The sequence below is a fragment of the Gemmata algarum genome, assembly GCF_034097035.1.
In the GTDB taxonomy this organism is placed as follows: domain Bacteria; phylum Planctomycetota; class Planctomycetia; order Gemmatales; family Gemmataceae; genus Gemmata; species Gemmata algarum.
The window spans coordinates 19,854-37,537 of the sequence record NZ_JAXBLV010000024.1 but is presented as its reverse complement, the minus strand read 5'-3'; the positions used below and the strand labels follow the sequence as shown (position 1 = coordinate 37,537).

Annotated in this window: 8 protein-coding genes; 6 read left to right on the top strand and 2 right to left on the bottom strand. The window is 66.7% G+C overall.

Annotation, left to right across the window (positions count from 1 at the left end):
• Position 1: 1 nt before the first annotated feature.
• Together R5W23_RS04050 and R5W23_RS04045 are read right to left on the bottom strand one after the other, a co-directional pair.
• Positions 2–2,284, bottom strand: coding sequence for a DUF3160 domain-containing protein (locus R5W23_RS04050; protein WP_320685223.1), 2,283 nt, complete (start codon positions 2,282–2,284; stop codon positions 2–4).
• Positions 2,285–2,509: 225 nt separating this feature from the next.
• Entirely contained in the window at positions 2,510–4,129 is a 1,620-nt protein-coding gene (locus tag R5W23_RS04045) for an RNA polymerase sigma factor (RefSeq protein ID WP_320685222.1), read from the bottom strand.
• A 162-nt stretch (positions 4,130–4,291) separates the two neighbouring features.
• Here R5W23_RS04045 and R5W23_RS04040 point away from each other — a divergent pair, with 162 nt between their 5' ends.
• The 6 genes from R5W23_RS04040 (at position 4,292) to R5W23_RS04015 (ending at position 17,517) form a co-directional block, all read left to right on the top strand.
• Positions 4,292–7,696 (top strand): AAA family ATPase, encoded by a 3,405-nt coding sequence (locus R5W23_RS04040; protein ID WP_320685221.1) that lies wholly within the window; start codon positions 4,292–4,294, stop codon positions 7,694–7,696.
• A gap of 230 nt (positions 7,697–7,926) precedes the next feature.
• Positions 7,927–11,232 carry an AAA family ATPase gene (locus R5W23_RS04035; protein WP_320685220.1) on the top strand — a complete coding sequence of 1,102 codons (3,306 nt, stop codon included), beginning with the start codon at positions 7,927–7,929 and terminating at the stop codon, positions 11,230–11,232.
• A 91-nt stretch (positions 11,233–11,323) separates the two neighbouring features.
• Positions 11,324–13,702, top strand: coding sequence for an AAA family ATPase (locus tag R5W23_RS04030; protein ID WP_320685219.1), 2,379 nt, complete (start codon positions 11,324–11,326; stop codon positions 13,700–13,702).
• 276 nt (positions 13,703–13,978) lie between these two features.
• Positions 13,979–14,728: a DUF1573 domain-containing protein gene (locus R5W23_RS04025; RefSeq protein WP_320685218.1), complete on the top strand. Its 750-nt coding sequence runs from the start codon at positions 13,979–13,981 to the stop codon at positions 14,726–14,728.
• A 732-nt stretch (positions 14,729–15,460) separates the two neighbouring features.
• Entirely contained in the window at positions 15,461–16,573 is a 1,113-nt protein-coding gene (locus tag R5W23_RS04020; RefSeq protein ID WP_320685217.1) for a hypothetical protein, read from the top strand.
• 2 nt (positions 16,574–16,575) lie between these two features.
• Positions 16,576–17,517, top strand: a complete 942-nt coding sequence (locus R5W23_RS04015) for a DUF1559 family PulG-like putative transporter (RefSeq protein WP_320685216.1) — start codon at positions 16,576–16,578, stop codon at positions 17,515–17,517.
• Positions 17,518–17,684 lie beyond the last annotated feature (167 nt).

Sequence of the window (17,684 nt, the reverse complement as noted above, 5' to 3'; positions counted from 1 at the left end):
CTCACCGGCCCGTCCTGGCCTTACGGGTAGGCGCCACGAACTCCCGGGTCCACTCCGGGCGTGCGGGCACCTTGCCCTGAGCGATCATCTGGTGCCACTCGGGGTCGGTGAGCCGCTTCTCGGCCGGCTGCCGGAACTCGTAGTACGAGTACAGCGGGCCGACGTAGGTCATGCGGTCCGTGTCGTTATCGACCGCGATCACCCCGAACATGGTGTCGCCCACGGCCACTTCCAGGCAGCTCTGCGACTCGGGATCGGTGTGAACGTCGGCCACCACCGGCGCCCATTCCGCACACTCGCCGCGGTTGAAGAACAGGTTCGGGTACCAGCCGTCGTACCGCGGCGGGCCGCTCCCACCGCCGCGGGCGTCCACCGTTTTCTTGATGAACGCCTTCTCGGCGTCGGTGAACGCCTCGCCCGCCAGTTCTTTCTTCGCGAGCGTTTCCAGTTGCCCCACCGTCGCGCTGAACTGCTGGAAGAACGTAACGTAGTGCTTCTTCGCTTCGGCGTTCTCGCCGGGGAACTCGGCCGCGGTGAACAGCTTGCCGGCCTCGTCCGCGAAGAACTTCACCTTCGCGTAGAACTCGGGATACGGCTCGACGTACCCGGCCGGGTACTCGCACGAGGGCCGCGCGGTGTACGACTGCTTCGCGTACAGGATCGTGTCGTGGCGCAGTTCCGCCCAGGAACCGAGCTGGGTGTTGAGTTGCTTCATGGCCCACCCCTTCGACCGCATCGCCTGCGGGAACCGCTTGTGCCCGGTCATGTCGGCGTTCAGCGCGCGGAGGCAATCGAGCCACAAAACGTACAGGTTGCTCTTCCAGTACATCTCCGGGTGCAGGTTCACGAAGTCGCGGCACGCGAGCAGGTTCGCCGAGTAGTTCCACCGCTTCAGTTCGGGTTCGAGCAGCAGCACGGCCTCGTCGCTACCGAGCGCGGCCAGGGCATCGAGCCCGGTCGGCATCATCCGCCGCATCTTCTGATTTTTGAAAAGGATGCTGTCGAACACGACCTGCGACAGCACGAACGAGTCGAGGATGAACCGCTGACCGAACACCTGGAACACCGCCGGCGGCGGGACCTTGATCGTACTACCGATGTCCGAAATCACGAGTTGCGACCGAATCATCTGCGCCGCGAGCTTACCGCTCTTCAGCTCCGCCTTCACCTTGTCGAGGTCCTTCACTGCTCCCTTCGCTGAAGCGGTTTCCAGCTTCGCGCAAACGTCGAGCAGCGCGAACACGGTGAGGTTGTCGCTGCGCCCGACCATGAACCCGATGATGTCGTCGAGTGACTTGAGCGCCTTCAGGCTCCCCGACTCTTTCAGCGCCTCGCAGAACAGGATGGCGGCGGTCAGCTCGCGGTCACTGTTCGCTTTGACGCCCGGCGTGTCGTCCGTGGGGAGCACGTTCCAGCCGCAATCGACCCGCCCGAGCCACATCATGCAGCGGAAGTAGTTCTTCAGCTCCTGGGCCTTCGTGTAGTGCCCGCGCGGCCGGAACTGCGAGAAGTCCGGATACCGCTCGCCGCCGTAAATCTTCGTCGGCGCCGAGCCCGAGTAGGGGTCTTTGAGCTTGAGTTCCCGCACCTCGCCCAGCAGCGCCTGAACGGCCTCGTCCTGACCGTGGTTCGAGCGGACTTTCAGCTTGCCATCCCACGTCGGTTTTTTGGCGTAATCGACCTCGTCGGCCGGCGCCCCGGCGCCTTCGAGCAGGTTCCGCGCGACGGTCAGGTACAGGTCCACGTCCCCCACGCCCTCGGGAGCCGCGCCGCCCGCGTATGGCGCGCTGAGCTTCGCGTGCGTGTCGGCCAGAATCTGGCGAACCGTCGGCACGAAAACGGTGCGTTCCATCTCCATCAGGATGTCGTCGTAGGACTTGTGCAGAGCGTGCAGAACGGAATCCGTGGTGACCAGCACCGGCAGGTCGGCCGAGTAGATCTGGAAGTACGCGGACGCGAACGAGTGCCGGCGGTTCTGATCGACCGACACGAAGCCGGTTTTCTGGAAGAGAGCGAGTTCGTCGTCGGTCAGGCCGAGTTTGGTTTTCACCGTGTCGAAGTGCGCAGTCTTGGTCGGGTCGAAATCGATCCCCGAATACGCGCGCGGTTTGACCGCCCGGCCCTTGAGTTGATCGAACGTCAGGTCCTGGTACTTGGCCAGGATCTGGTCGAAGATCTGCCCTTCGAGGTGCTTGAGCGGCTTCTTCTCGTCCGCGGCCGGTGCGGGCACCGCCCACACGCCGACCAGCGCCGCGACCGCAGCGGCCAGCAGGAGCTTGTTCATCGGAGACGACTCCCGTGAGGTGAAACGCGCCACACGGTTACGACGAACGAGCGGTCGTTACGGATTGGACCGGTGGACCGGTCGATACACCTGAGGCGGGCCGAACTCCATTTGGCTTTGGTTCTTGTGGCACAGACATTCCTGTCTGTGCGGCTTTACACGTCGCATCCACACAGACAGGAATGTCTGTGCCACAAAGACAAATGCAACCAGCCGGACGGTCACTCAGTAGCTGGTCTGCCACAACTCCAGCCCAGCGTCTTTCGCCCAAGCCGCACAGTCGAGCCGCAATTGTCCGAACGCCTTGGCGTTCCGGCCTCGCACGTTCAGCGAGAAATTGACCCGGCTGCCCTTGGCCAATTTCAGCTTCGCGAGTGCCGCCCGGACCGATGCCTCCAAGCCCTCCGCCTGCCACGCGTCTCCGTGACACATGATGGGCGTTTTGACGATGAACACCCCGCCGACTGAATCGGTCAGCACTTTACTGAGCGGCGTGCGCACCGGATAGGCAACTACCCGCTCATCTCCCACGCCAACCTCGGGCGCGTCTGCTTCCTTCACATCGTTCAGCGGATCGATGTACTTGGCAAAATCGAACGCCCGATTGTGTGTAGTGTGATACCCGAGCGGCGTAACCGGAGCGAACTCTTCGGCCCGGGCCGCACCGGCAAGCACGAAATCGAGCGCGTCCGCGCTGTCACCTGATATATCGCGACCGAACGGGTAGTGAACCGCGCTGTGGGCGACAGATTGGCCTTTCGCTCGCCGGAATGCTCGTAGGCCCTTCCGCATCTCGGCGATCTGAAGGGCGCCGACATCGAGTGTCTTATCGTCCTTTAGCAGCGTTTGCGAGTCCACAATCAGAAGCACCGCGGAGTCGGCCCCGGCGCCGCGAATGAGCTGACGCTGGAGGTCGGTGGTGATCGGGGCGATAGCGAACGCCTTGCCGATCACCGGAGCCGGCACCTTCGGAGCAGGCGGCTTTTCGGCCGCCACGTGCGGGGCCGGGGTAGTCGCGGCGGGTGGTTCGGGCGGTCCGCTCATCCCGAAGCTCAGGCACGCACCAGCCACGACCAGCACGAGCGCGGCAGCGCCGCCGAGCACTCTCTTGAGGGCCATCACGCGCAACTCCTGATTGACGAGTTCGAGAACGGGGCCGGGCACACCGACGCGGCCTTCCGCCGCAAAGGTGACTGCGATGTGGGCGGTGGCCGACACGAACGCCGGAACGATCAGAACACCGGCTGAAGGGAGAACGGCGAGCGAGAGGCCGCGCCGCGTCAGCCGGACGGCCAGAACCTCTTTGGCCCGCGCGATCCGCCCCGCCACGGTGCCGACGGGAACACCGAGCCGCCGGGCCGCTTCGGCGTGGGTCAGCCCTTCAAAGAAGCACAGAAGCACCGGCGCCCGATGCGATTCCGGCAGCCGCGCGACCTCCTCCTGAACCGCGCGTTCGGCGTCACGGTCCGGCTCAGGAGCGTCAGGCGCGGGGAGCGCGTCGAGATCGGAAGCTGGCACAGGAACCGCGACTCGGCGCCGCGCCGCCCGGGCAGACACCCGACGCGACACCCGAAACAGCCAGCCGGCAGCGGTCCCGGACCGACCGACCGAGCCGGCCTGACGGGCCAGGGCCAGAAACACGGCTTGAGCGGCGTCCTCCGCGGCGTGCCGGTCGCGGAGGGCCGCGCGGCACACGCGAAGCACAAGCCCGGCGTGGCGCCAGACCAACAGTTCGAACGCGCCGGCGTCGCGCCCGGCGGCGAACCGAGCGAGCAGTTCCGCATCGGTCGGCAATTCGCGCTCGGGAACGAGTGCTGCGACGAAACGGGCGGTGCGGTGCGACATGGCCCCCTCCTACCCATTCAGTAGCCGCTCGGCCCGTACCACATACACGAATTGGAACAAATTCGGCGCGCGTTTGTTCCGATCCGGCGCACCGAACCGGGCACCCACTTGCCCCCTCTGTCCCGATGCGTCACACTGTGCGATCCTGTTCCGGGAGCGTTCATGGCGGTTGAGATCGAGTTCCCCGTTTCCCTGGCCCTGCGCAAGCTCGGCCCCGGGGCGGTGCTGGCGGAACCGCTGTTCTTCCCCGAACTCGCTCGCCTCGGGGCGAACCGCGCCCTTGCGGGTACGGCCGCGCGGCGAAACCTCACTGAACTGATTCCCAAACTCGATCCCGAAACGCTGCTCCGGCGGCGCCGCTCCCGGGCGGCACGAGAGCTCACGTTCACGCTGGAACTGTCCCCGCCGCGCACGAACGAAGCCTGGCGCGACCCGCTGGTGCTCACGTTCCACGCCGCGGTGTGGGACCAAAGCGTCTCGGATAGCCCCTCCGACCCGGACGCGGCCCCGGCGAGCCACAGCGCGCCCCAATTCAAGGGCTACACCCTGGCCCGTGTTCTGGAACTCGGGATCGAGGTCATCGCGGACCCGGCCGACGACCTGGTGCGGTTGCTTCAGAAGGACACACTGGCGGCGTTGCGGCGGTTGAACCTGTCGGTGAACCTGAAGTCGGTCGCCGGCGTTCAGACCACGCTCGGGTTCGCCGTGGAGTCCCATGCGCTCGCTGTTCGCATCCCGACGCTCAAAGACCGCGCGATCCGCGCCGAAACCGATCAGCAGGACGGAAAGCTCACGCTCCTGCAACAGATCGCCACGCTTCTTGGGCGCGACGACGAAAAGACCTACGAGGCCGACGAGACGGTCTCGGAACTCACCCGCGCGCTGACGGGCAACCCGACGCAAAGCGTTCTGCTGATCGGCCCGAGCGGGGTCGGCAAGACGGCCGCGGTGCGCGAACTCGCACGCCGCTGGCGCGCGTCGGCGCGTGCCCCAGTCTTCCAGACCAGCGGCGCGCGCGTCGTCGCCGGCCAGACCGGGTTCGGCATGTGGCAGGAGCGGTGTCAGGACCTCATCAAGGACGCGACGAAGCGCAAGGCCGTGATCCACTTCGGCCCCCTGGTGGAACTGCTCGAGGTGGGGAAGAGCGAGCACAACTCGTCCGGACTCGCCACGTTCCTGCGCCCGGCGATCGGCCGCGGCGAGCTGCTGTGCATCGCGGAATGCACCCCGGAGCAACTGCCGCTCATTGAGAAGCTCGACCCGCAGTTGCTCGACGCGTTCCGGCACATCACGGTCGAGGAGCCCGGCACCGCCAAGGGGCGCGCGATCCTCGCGAGCTTCGCGCGCGACAACGCTCGCCGCGTGACCGAGCCGGCCGCGCTCGCCGCAACGGACCGCCTCCACCGCCGGTACGCGACGTACTCCGCGTACCCGGGCCGGCCGCTCCGGTTCCTCGAAAACCTGATCCGCGACGGCGCCAAGGGCGCGCCGATCACCGAAACCGAGGTGTACGACACCTTCACGCGCGAAACCGGGCTGCCGCGCGCCGTCCTGGACCCGTCGGTGCCGCTCGATCTGGCGGCCACGCACGACTGGTTCGCCCGGCGCGTGATCGGCCAGCCCGACGCCGTGAGCCTGGTGACGGACCTGCTCGCCACCGTGAAGGCGGGGCTGACGCGCCCCAACCGGCCCATCGCGTCGCTGCTGTTCATCGGCCCGACGGGCGTCGGCAAGACCGAGATGGCGAAGGCGGTGGCGGAGTTCCTGTTCGGCTCGAAGGACCGGCTCACGCGGTTCGACATGAGCGAGTACGCCGACCCGGTGTCGGTGCGCCGGCTCGTCGGCGGCGCGTTCGGGGGCGAGGGGCTGCTCACCGCGAAGGTGCGCGAGCAGCCGTTCGCGGTGCTGCTCCTCGACGAGGTGGAAAAGGCGGACCACTCGTTCTTCGACCTCTTGCTCCAGGCGCTCGGCGAGGCCCGCCTCACGGACGCCGGCGGCCGGCTCGCGGACTTCCGCAACACCGTCGTCATCCTCACCTCGAACCTGGGCGCGGACTCGTTCCGCCGCGGCTCGTCCGGGTTCCTCACGGGGGCCGTGGGGAAAACCGAATCGCAGGAGCACTTCGCGCGGGCGGTGGAGCAGTTCCTGCGGCCCGAGATGTTCAACCGGCTCGACCGGATCGTGCCCTTCGCGCCGCTCGGGCCGGAGGTGATCCGCGGCATCACGGACCGCGAGTGGCACAAAGTGCAAAGCCGCGACGGGGTGCGGTTCCGTGACCTGTCGCTCGCGACGGACCCGGCGCTACTGGACCACCTGGCGGCGGTCGGTTACGACCCGCGGTACGGCGCGCGCCCGCTGAAGCGGGCGATGGAGCGCGAGCTGCTCGCGCCGCTCGCCCGGCAGATGAACCGGCACGCCGGCGACGTGCCGCTGGCCGTTGAGGTGGGCGTGGCCGGCGGCGCGCCGACCGTCGCCGTGCGCGCCCTTCAGGGGGCGCGGGCGAAATCGGCGCGTGAGCCGTCCGGGCCGAGCGGGAAGCTCGCGGCCGGGGCGCAGGTGATGCGCCGGTGGCACCAGGTGCTGGCCGCGTCGTCCGCGGTGCGCGAGCTGAACAACGAGGTGTACCAGCTCGCGCAGCAAGAGGTCCGCATCCTCAAGAGGCAGGCCGCCAAGAAGAAGATCACCGCCGCGGAGGCCGAGGCGCTGGCGAAGCTCGGCCGGCTCCGGGAACTGGCCGACGAGGTCGCGCGCCAGCGAGACGCCGCGTTCGCGCTCGAGGACGCTACAGTGATCGCGTTCCACGAGACGGCGGAACCGCCCGCCCGGGAGATTCAGGAGCGGCTCGACGAAGCGAACCGCGACTGGGACAAGTTGCTCCTTCGGTTGTACGCCCTGAGCGCGCCAGAAGGGGACCGCGTCACGCTCGCGCTGTTCTCCGAGCACCGCGGGCACCTCGCGGAGGTGGCCGCCGCCTACCGCGCGATCGCGCACGAACACGGGATGACGGTGCGCGTGTTCCGCTACGCGTTGCCGGCCCCGAACGACCCGCCCGCGACGCCGCCCGAGCGCGCCCCACTCGGCCGTGCAGCGGACCCGAACGCGGCGAAAACGGTGTGGGTGAGCGACAACTACTTTTTCAGGGACCCGGAGAAGCTGTTGTTCAAGCGGGTCGCGGTGGCGCCGGCAGAACACGCCCCCGGCACAACCGCCGGCACCATCGGCCTCGTTCTGGAAATCAGTGGCGTGGGCGCGCACCTGCGGTTCTGGGGCGAAACCGGGCGGCACGAGATCAAACGGCCCGACGACAAAAGCGGCGATAGCCCGGACGTAATGGTGCGGACGAGCAGCGTCCCCGCGCGCGAGTACCTGCCGCCGGAGACGGTCGTGCGGCGCGGCTGGTTCAGCGACGAGCCGGTGCGCCGGCAGTACGACTTCGGCACCAACGAGATGCACGACGCGGTGGTCGAGCGCGTGTGGTCGAACGTGTACGGCAGCTTCGACCGGTGGCTGGCGCCGGCGCTGGCGGCGAACGTGCGGTCCACGCTGCTCAAGATGATCTCGGAATAGGGGGGAAAGCAACCCACCCCCGGCCCCTCCCTGCAGGGAGGGGTGGCGCCGGAAGCTTTGGTCCCGTAGCAAGTCGCGCGCGCCGGGGCAGAACCTTTCCCTGGAGAAAGGGCAGTAAAGCGCGCCCGCGCGCCCGGGCACGAAATCGGTGCGTGGTGGTTTGAAGCCCCTCCCTGCCGGGAGGGGTTGGGGTGGGTTGTCTTTCGCATCGGGAATGGGCCTTTTTCGCCATGAACTTCCGCGTCCCGATTTACGTCTTCCAGCACAAGAACGGGTACACCGCGCGCCCGCTGTTCTTCGGCGGCCCCGAGCGCACCGACGGGAACCTCAACCGGCTGCTCACGAAGCTCACCCGGGAGCTGGTCGAGCACCTCGAAGCGCTCGGCCGCAAGGAGCGGCACGACGAACTCGCGGCCTGGGCGTTCTGCCCGGCCGTCACCGCGCACCGCACCACCGTCGATGTCGAGTTGCGTCGCCGGGTCGCGCGCACCAAGTACCTCGTGCTGGCGTTCGACCACCTCGGCCGCCGGCTCGCGTTCACGCCCGCGGTGCCCGAGTTGTGGTTCGAGGTGCCCCGCGGCGAGCCCCTGGAGGACCGCGCACAGGCGGTTTACACGGAGCACTGGCGCGGGGTCGAGCGCGACGCCGACGTTGACGAGGAGGTGCGCCCCGAACTCGGCTCGCTGTCGGGCAAGGCGTGGGTCCAGGTGCTGGACCTGAGCGCCAGCGTGCCCGCGGTGGTGCCAAAGAAGCCGCCCGCCAACTTCCTGTCGCTCGGCGGCGGGGAAACGGGGGACGGCGCCACCGAGCTGCGCCGCGTCGGCCGGTGCCTCGACTGGCTGTACCCCGACGAACTCGACCGCGCCGTCCTGCGCGACCGCGAGGTGAACGAACTCCACCGGCTCCTGGAGCTGAGCGACCGGCGCCCGGTGCTGCTGTGCGGCCCCCGTTTGGTCGGCAAATCCGCCATCGTCCACGAGTGCGTGTACCGCCGCGTCGCGGAGCGCAAGGCGAACCAGCGGCAGTGGTTCAACACGTGGCTGGTGTCGCCGCAGCGGCTCATCTCGGGCATGTCATACGTGGGCCAGTGGGAGGGCCGGCTGCTCGCGATCCTGAAGCACGCCAAGAAGCGCGACCACGTGCTCTACTTCGACGACCTGCTCGGCCTGTTCCTCGCGGGCGTCACGAGCCAGTCGTCGCTCAGCGCCGCGGTGGTCCTGAAGCCGTACCTCGAGCGGCGCGACGTGCGGGTGCTCGCCGAGATCACCCCCGAAAGCCTGCGCGTGCTCCAGGAGCGGGACCGCGGGTTCAGCGACCTGTTCCACATCATCCCGGTGCGCCAGCCGACCGACGCCGACACGCTCCGCGTCCTGGTGGACCAGCAGCGCCGGCTCGAAGGCAAGCACGCCTGCGTGTTCGGGCTCGACGTGCTGCCCGCGGTCATCGACCAGCAGCGCCGCTACGACCGCACCGCGGCGTTCCCGGGCAAGGCCGCCGCGGTGCTGACGCGCCTGGCGGTGCGCGCCACCACGAACCCCGACGAACTCGCGGCGGAGGTGGGGGGCACCGCGACGCGCCCGGCCGACGGGTACGAGTTCCCGCCGCGCCCCGAGATCACCCGCGACGACGTGCTGAACGACTTCGCCGCCCGGAGCGGGCTGTCGCTCGCGTTCCTCGACCCGAAGCAGCGGCTGGACCGCGACGCCGTCCGGGACAAGCTCCAGGAACAGGTGATCGGCCAGCCCGACGCGGTGGACGCCCTCGCCGACGTGGTGAGCGTCGCCAAGGCGCGGCTGAACGACCCGGACCGGCCGCTCGCGGCGTTCCTGTTCCTCGGCCCCACGGGCGTCGGCAAGACGGAGTGCGCCAAGGCCATCGCCCGCACGCTGTTCGGCGATTCCGATCGGCTGCTGCGCTTCGACCTGAACGAGTACAACCAGCCCGGCGCCGCGGCGCGACTGGTCGGCACGTTCCAGCAGCCCGAGGGGCTGCTCACGAGCGCGATCCGCCGCCAGCCGTTCGCGGTGGTGCTGCTGGACGAGATCGAGAAGGCCGATCCCGAGGTGTTCGACCTGCTCCTGCAACTGCTGGGCGAGGGGCGGCTGACGGACTCGCTCGGCCGCACCGCGGACTTCACCTCCGCGCTCGTCCTCATGACCTCGAACCTGGGCGTGCGCGACGCCGAAGGGAACCTCGGGTTCGTGACCGAGGCGGACCGGTCGTTCGCGTACACGCGGGCGGCGGAGAAGTTCTTCCGGCCCGAGTTCTTCAACCGCCTGGACCGGGTGATCCCGTTCCGCAAGCTGTCGCGCGAGGAGATGGCGCGGATCGCCCGGCGGCTGGTGGGTGAGGTGCTCGCCCGCGAGGGCTTTAGCCAGCGGAAGTGTGTGCTGAACGTCGCCCCCGACGCGCTGGACCGCGTCATCCAGGCGGGCTACGATCCCGCACTCGGCGCCCGCGCCATGAAACGCGCGGTGGAGCGGGAACTGACGCAGCCCGCGGCCGCGCGGCTCGCGGCGCTCGCGGTGAACGACCTCACCATCGTAACAGTGCGCGCCGCGGCCGGCACACTGGCCGTTAATGTGCAAGCACCGGAATGGGCGGCCAAGCTCCCGCTCGACGAGCGCGCCGCCCGGCCGCTCCGGGACCGCATTTCGGCCGCATGGGACGCGCTCGACAAGGTGGACGAAGTGCTCGACGCCATCCGCCCCGGGACCGTTCTGACCGCCGGGCGGGTCACGCGCGACCACGAGCGATACTTCGCGCTGAAGGAGCTTGCGGACGCCATCGCCGGCACACTCGACGCCTACGAGGCCCGGCTCGAAGCCCGGCGCAACTCGTACCTCGAAGCGGCCCACCCGGAATCGACCGGGCGCCGCGCGCGGTACCGGTCGCTGAAGCCCCAGCTCGTCCGCCGGGACCACGACCTCACCCAGCCGCTGCGGTCGCTGGCCTCGGCCGAAGACATGGAGAGTGCCCTGCGCGAGCTGTTCGAGACGGCCGAGCCGCTGCCCGACGACCAGGACGTGTTCGACCTGGAGAACCGGCTCGCGCTGCTGAACCTGATGGTGTCGGCGCCGGTCGATGAGAGGCCGGTGTACCTGCTGGTCCGCGGGTTCCCGGAGGGCGAGCCGTGCCCCGGAGCGTTCGCGCTGCACGGCTGGTACCTGCGCACCTGGGCGGAAGGCCTGGGGCTGGAACTGGAGAACGTTCCAGTCGCGCCGGAACAGCGCGGAACGTTCGGTCTGCGGCTGAAAGGCTTGCACGCTCGCGCGCTGGCACAGGTCGAGGCCGGAACGCACCTGTTCCTGCCGAAGCACGGCGGGCCGGTGCCGGTGCGCGTGGACGTGCTCGACGAGTGGCCCAGCGCGGTGCCGGACCCGTTCGCGTTCGGCCCGATCCTGCGCGTGTACGCCGACGGCCAACCGGTCGCGGACCTGCGGACCGGGCTCATCTCGCCGCTGCCGTCGCGGGCCGAGTTCGCCGACGTGTTCCGAACGTTCGCCCTCGCCGCGCTGCCGCGGGCAACCAAGTAAAAAGGAGCAAGTTAAAAGGCAAAAAGAAGCAACTCGTGAGGCAGCCCGCCTTTCGTTTTGCCTTTTGCCTTCACACTTTTGCCTTATCGCCATGCCCACCGCACGCTACCACGCCCTGCTCTGTCGCGACGCCGCCGGCGGGCACTCCGCGATCGCGCTGGACCTCGGCACCACCGGGTTCGGCAAGACCGCCAACGACGCCCGCGACGACCTCAAGGAGTACCTGCGCTGGCTCCACCGCAAGGACCAGGATGTCGAGGCGCCGGACTTCGGCGAGCCCGAGCTGCGCTGGTTCACCGTCAGCGTGCGGCCCGAGTACAAGGGGAAGAACCGGCTCTACCCCACGGACGCCGAGGTGCCGGTGCGGGTGCCGTGCGTCGTCGGCACCCGCAAGAGCGGTCAGTTCGCCGCGGACCTGCCGCTGCTCGGGCTCCGGTTCGACTACCCCAACGGGACCGAACTCGAGAAGCTCGTCGAGCGGTACGTCTCACAGAAGCTCGAAGGGCTAACGCCGGAAGAAGTGGGCGCGTACCTGCCGCCGGTCGAGGCCGAGCTGCTCGAACTGGTCGTTCCCGTTCCGAAGGAACCGCCGGGCGGGCCGCTCACGGTCCCCCCGCCGCCCACGCTGGCGAAGGTGGCCGAACCGGTCGGCGACCGCGCGGTGCGCAAGGGCTACGCCCGCGCCTGGGGCCGCGAAGCCGACCTCGCCGCGCTCGTCCGGAAGCTGCACCACGAGAAGGCCAACGTGCTGCTCGTGGGCGACGCCGGGGTGGGCAAAACGACCCTCATGGTCGATGCGGTCCGGGAGGCCGAAAAGAAGGCGCTCGCGGAGGCCACCCGCGCACGCCTCGACGCCGACGAGCCGCGGGAGCAGAAGCGAAAGTTCTGGCTCACCTCTGCGGGGCGGATCATCGCCGGGATGCGGTACCTCGGGCAGTGGGAGGAGCGCGTCGAGGCGGTGATCGGGGAACTCGGCGAAATCAACGGCGTACTGTGCGCGGAACGGCTGCTGGAACTCGTGCGAACGGGCGGACTCGGCCCCACCGACAGCATCGCGGCGTTCCTGGTCCCGTACCTCGCCCGCGGCGAGCTGCGGATGATCGCCGAAGTCACGCCCGCCGAACTGGACGCGTGCCGGCGGCTCATGCCGGGCCTTCCCGACCTGTTCCAGATCGTCCGCGTCGAACCGTTCGACCGTGCCACGGCGCTGTCGGTCATCGACCGGCAGCTCGACGCGTCCGCGAGCGGCCCCGGGGTAGAGGTCGAGCGCGGGACCGGCGAGCGCATCGTCCGACTGTTCCGGCGGTTCATGCCCTACGCCGCGTTCCCGGGACCGGCGTCCGGGTTCGCGCGGCAGCTCGTGGACGAACACGTCCGGGAGGGCAAGAAGCCGGTCACCCCGACCGCGGTGGTGGACCGGTTCCGCCGGCAGACCGGGCTGCCGGAGCTGTTCCTGCGCGACGAGATCACGCTCCAGCGCGACGACGTGCGGAACTGGTTCCGGGCGCGCGTCATCGACCAGCCCGAGGCGTGCGAGGCCGCCACCAACGTCGTGATGACCGTGAAGGCGGGGCTGAACGACCCGAACCGGCCGCCCGCGGTGATGCTGTTCTGCGGCCCGACGGGGGTCGGCAAAACGCACATGGCTCAGGCGCTCGCCGACTACTTCTTCGGACACGGGGGAAGTAATTCGGAACGCGGAATTCGGAATGCGGAATTGCAGCAGGAAAACCAACGAAGCAGCGGTACCGCCTCTCCGCATTCCGAACCCAGAACTCCGCATTCCGCACGGGATCGGCGGTTGATCCGGCTGGACATGAGCGAGTACGGCGGGTTCGACGCGGTGTACCGGCTGCTCGGGCCGCCCCGCGGCGAGCCCGGCGAGCTGGTGAAGCGGGTGCGCCAGCAGCCGTTCAGCGTGCTGCTGCTGGACGAGATCGAGAAGGCGGCTGCGGACGTGTTCGACACGCTCATGGGCGTGTTCGATGAAGGCCGGCTGACGGACCAGTACGGCCGCGTCACCAACTTCCGCAGCACGATCATCATCATGACCTCGAACCTCGGGGCCGGGCAGTCGCGCGCGGTGGGGTTCGGTGCGGATTCGGGGGTGCGGTACCAGGACGCCGCAATGAAGTTCTTCCGCCCGGAGTTCTTCAACCGGATGGACGCCGTGGTGACGTTCCGGTCGCTGCTCCCGGCGTCCGTGCGGGCCATCACCCGGCGCGAACTGGAGTCCATTGCCGCCCGCGAGGGGCTGGTGCGCAGCGGAACCGCGGTGCGGTGGTCGGAGCGACTGGTGGAGCGCCTTGCCGAGGTGGGATTTGATCCGCGGTACGGGGCACGACCGCTCCAGCGCGCGATCGAGCGCGAGATAGTCGCCCCGCTCGCCCGGTGGCTGCTCGCGAACCCGATCACAGACGGGAAAGCGATCGCAGCCGACTGGCGCGACGGCGTGTGTGTGTTTTCGTAAGCACCGCGATGGTTCTGACAAATATGTCCGCTCAGCCCGGAGCATTCGTTTCACCCCGGAGAGGGTAAAGCCCCGTAATGGATCGTGGCACGTGGCAAACCACGCCCAGAATGTGAGAGCCAAGCCCCGGGCTTGTTTTTCTGAACAGCTGCATTGCTTTCCCCAACGGAACCAAGTAAAGTACTCAAACTTTAGTCTAGCAAAAGCCAGTTCATCACGAAGGCTCCGCCTTCAACCCTCAGGGTTGCGCCCTTGTAAGAGGGCGTTTCAGCGAGAGTGAAGTCACTTATCGCCGCCGCGCTCACGGGCGCGATCGTTTCCCTCGGGTCACTGGGGTACTGGGCGCTGGCTCGAACGTCCGCAAGCCCTGCGCCCCAGTCCGTCGAAGAGCCGGCACCCGTTGCCATCAACCCGCGCACACAGGCGGACCGACGCGGGCAGGTGTACATTTCAGAACAGATCATTAACTATGGTCGGATCGGACTACACGACACCCCATCCGGTTCATTCTTTGTGATTAACGAAAGCGATCGGACCATAACCCTTGATCAGCTCGTGAAAAGCTGCGGATGCACGTCCGCGGAACTCGGCAAACGCGAGATTCCGGCAGGGGGCCGAACGGAAGTGAAGTTTTCGGTCCGCGCGAGCGGGTTGCGCGGACCACGTGTGGAGAGCATCGGGGTAACATTTCTGAACGGCGAAGGGGAGATCTGTGGTCCGATCGTGGCTAAGGTGTTCTTTTCGCCCGCCGGGCTGCTCGACGTTGACCCCTCCGATGTGGTTCTGACAAAGGACAACCCGCGGGCCACCGTGACCGTGCGGTCCGAAGACCCAGAGGCGCTGAAAAAGGTACTCCGCGCCGAATCAAGGCACCCAGGAATCACGGTTGACGGCAGCCGATTGCCGGTTGTGACGTTGGAATTAAACGACCAGATGAACGAATCGGTGCTGAATACGGAGTGCTCCATCTACACAACCGTGATCGGCGAGGAGTTCATTCGCGTGGGCGTGCGAGTTCGAAAATAAAGGCGTCGAGTAATTTCGTACGTGTTACAACGAAGAGGTATCTTTGATGCGCAAGAGCTGTTTTGCGGTGGCGTTATTCGCTGCGGTTCTGGTATTAAGTGTTTCGGGGCGGATGACACTACGAGCCGGCTCGGGAACGGCCCCACCTACCCCGATCCCCGTTTGCGACGGGTCGATGAGCACCAAAGTTCAGTGCCCCATCTCCACGCTGTATCCGACCGTCAAACAAGCCACATCGTGCGACAACACTCCCGATGCAAGCGGTAACTGCCTCAATGTAGTTGCTTATAATATTGCTTATTTTGACTGCTATCCGGCCGGCACTTTCGTCATGCCCTCTCCTTCCGGCGGCAACAGCTACCGGTCGCTATGTACTGAACAAGGGAGTTACCTCGCACAATGCGCGATAACGAGAGCTTGCCTACCCACTCGGTTCATCAAACCAGATCTCACTGAAGGAGTAACCTGTAGCGGCGACCCTACCATATTATCCAAGATGCTCAAAGTTGACATGTACGCTCCAGACTGCGTGGCCATTGGTATAGCTGTGGTTCCATAGTAAAGAAGAGATCCCGTTCACGATAACGAAATTACGCTTAAGTCATCCTGAACAAGGGCTTTACGGCGTATAAACGAGGCCGCCACAAGCCCAGTGGCGACAAGCAGTTCCGTTATCGGAAACAGGATCTAATAAAATTAATCGAGCACATTTTTTTTTGAGGAGAGGCGTTAATGTTAGCGACGCTTGCGCTGCCAATCCTGACGGTGGTTTTGCATCAACAGGACTTGGGCGACATCGAAAAAATGCTCGCTCAGAAGCTGGAAATGAAGAGCGATTACGCCCTCCGCTTCCGCTTCGAGTCCCGGATGCCATCCGCGCCGGAGGGTTCGCGCCGCAAGTGGGCCTACACGGCAGCGATTTGGCGCTCCGGCGACAAGTTGCGGGTGGACGTATTCGACCGGGAAGCCGACCCGGCCGGTGATGAATCGAGCACCCGCGGACGGCACGTCACCTGTCGGAACTGCGAGCGCCAGAACTACCTGCTCGTTACGACTGTGCTACCTGGTGCGCCCAAGGTGACGCACCAGGTTGAGTTCCATGACCCGAAGACACAGCCGACGGACTATTTTGTAAACGATATGGACTGGCGACTTCTCGGCTTTTGCAATGCGAGACTGGCAGTTTACTCCAAGATCCCGATCGCGCAATCTTACCGCCAGTTGGTGGCAGACCCGTTGCTGAAAACGTCCGAGCAGAAGCGTAACGGCACGCCGTACTTGGTGACAACGATTGAGAAAAACAAGAACGAGGGTAGCATCTGGTTCGACGCTCGCACGCAGAGCGGTCCCGTGCTCCACACGTTCACCGGGGACGCATCAAAAAAAGGCGCGATGAAACACGTTACCGAGGTGAGTTGGCAGAAGACTGCCGGGGGCAACATGTACCCCGAAAAGATCAAGCATACGGAGCACACGGACGGCGCGCTCACTTACGAAGAAATTATCACCGTCCAGCATGCAGATTTTGACACCAAAATTGATCCCACGATCTTTACATTAGCTGGGCTGGATCTCAACGAGAACCAGCCGATCGGCTACCCGGACCTGACACCGGGCAAGTGGCCGATTTGGAAGGGTGGCCGCGCCGATCCTTCACTGAGCGCGTTTGCACAAGCACAAGCCGCCAGTGCGGCTCAGAATGGGGTCGTGGAGCCGGAACCGATCGCGCCCGTGGCCGCGTACCCGGTCCAAAGTAGCACGCCACTGATCGTGGGCCTTGTGTCCGGCGGCATGTCCGTGACCGCCCTCGGCCTCGCGGCCATTTATCGACGGCGGAAGGGATAATCATGCGATGCCCTCGTCGCCCGGGGTTCGGGCTGTTGGAACTGCTCGTGGTCGTGAGCATTTGCGCCCTGCTCCTGGGGTTGCTGCTGCCCGCCGTCCAGAAGGTGCGGGCGGCGGCAGCCCGCACCTCCTGCCAATCGAACTTGCGCCAGGTAGTGATCGCGGCTCACAACTATGAATCGACGACGGGCCAGTTGCCGCCCGCGTTCCGCTCGAAGGGAGCGGGCGTCGCCGCTCCGTACCTCCAGTGGCCCCTGCTGATCGCCTCGTACCTCGAACTGGACGCGAACAAGCGGATGGCGGACGAGGACTTCGGCCGATCGTCCGATCCCTTCCAGCCGTCCGCGCACCGCGGGGCGGCGCTACCGCTGAAGCCGTTCATGTGCCCGGCCGATCCGCGCGTCACCGTCCCGTGGGACGTGACGTTCCGGTACTCCCTGGCCAGGCCGTATGCCGTGCAGATGACCCAGCGGCTCGCGCTGAACTCGTACCTGGGGTGCGCGGGGGGAAGCGCCAAGCAACGGGATGGAGTGATGGTCTCCGAGGGCGGGGTGACGCTGGTCGGGATCGCGGACGGGACTTCGAATACCCTTGCGTTCGGTGAGCGACCGCCGCCCACGAACATGCTGCACGGCTGGCTGTACGTCGGGTGGGGGGTCGGTGGGTTCGGGGCGCTGGATTCCGTGGTCGGGGTGTCGGATTTGAACCCGTTTAAAAAGGGGTTTCCCGAGTTTGCCTGCGGACCTGGGCCATTTCGATATCAGCAACCGAACCTGAACGCGCAGCCCGATTGTGCGGTGCTCCAGTTCTGGTCGCTCCACGACGGGGGCGCGAACTTCGCGTTCGCGGACGGCAGCGTGCGGTTCCTCTCGTACTCGGCCAACAACGTGCTCCCGGCACTCGCAACCCGCGCCGGTGGTGAGGTAGCGGGCGTTCCGGATTGATGGCTGCTCGCGAACCCGATCACAGACGGGAAGGTGATCGCAGCCGACTGGCGCGACGGCGTGTGTGTGTTTTCGTAGCGCGGGCCGCACTCTTCAATCGGACTTCAGTAGCTTCAAGCTGGCGGCGGAAATCGAACGGTTGCTTCCCTGGGACCGCGGACGTCCCG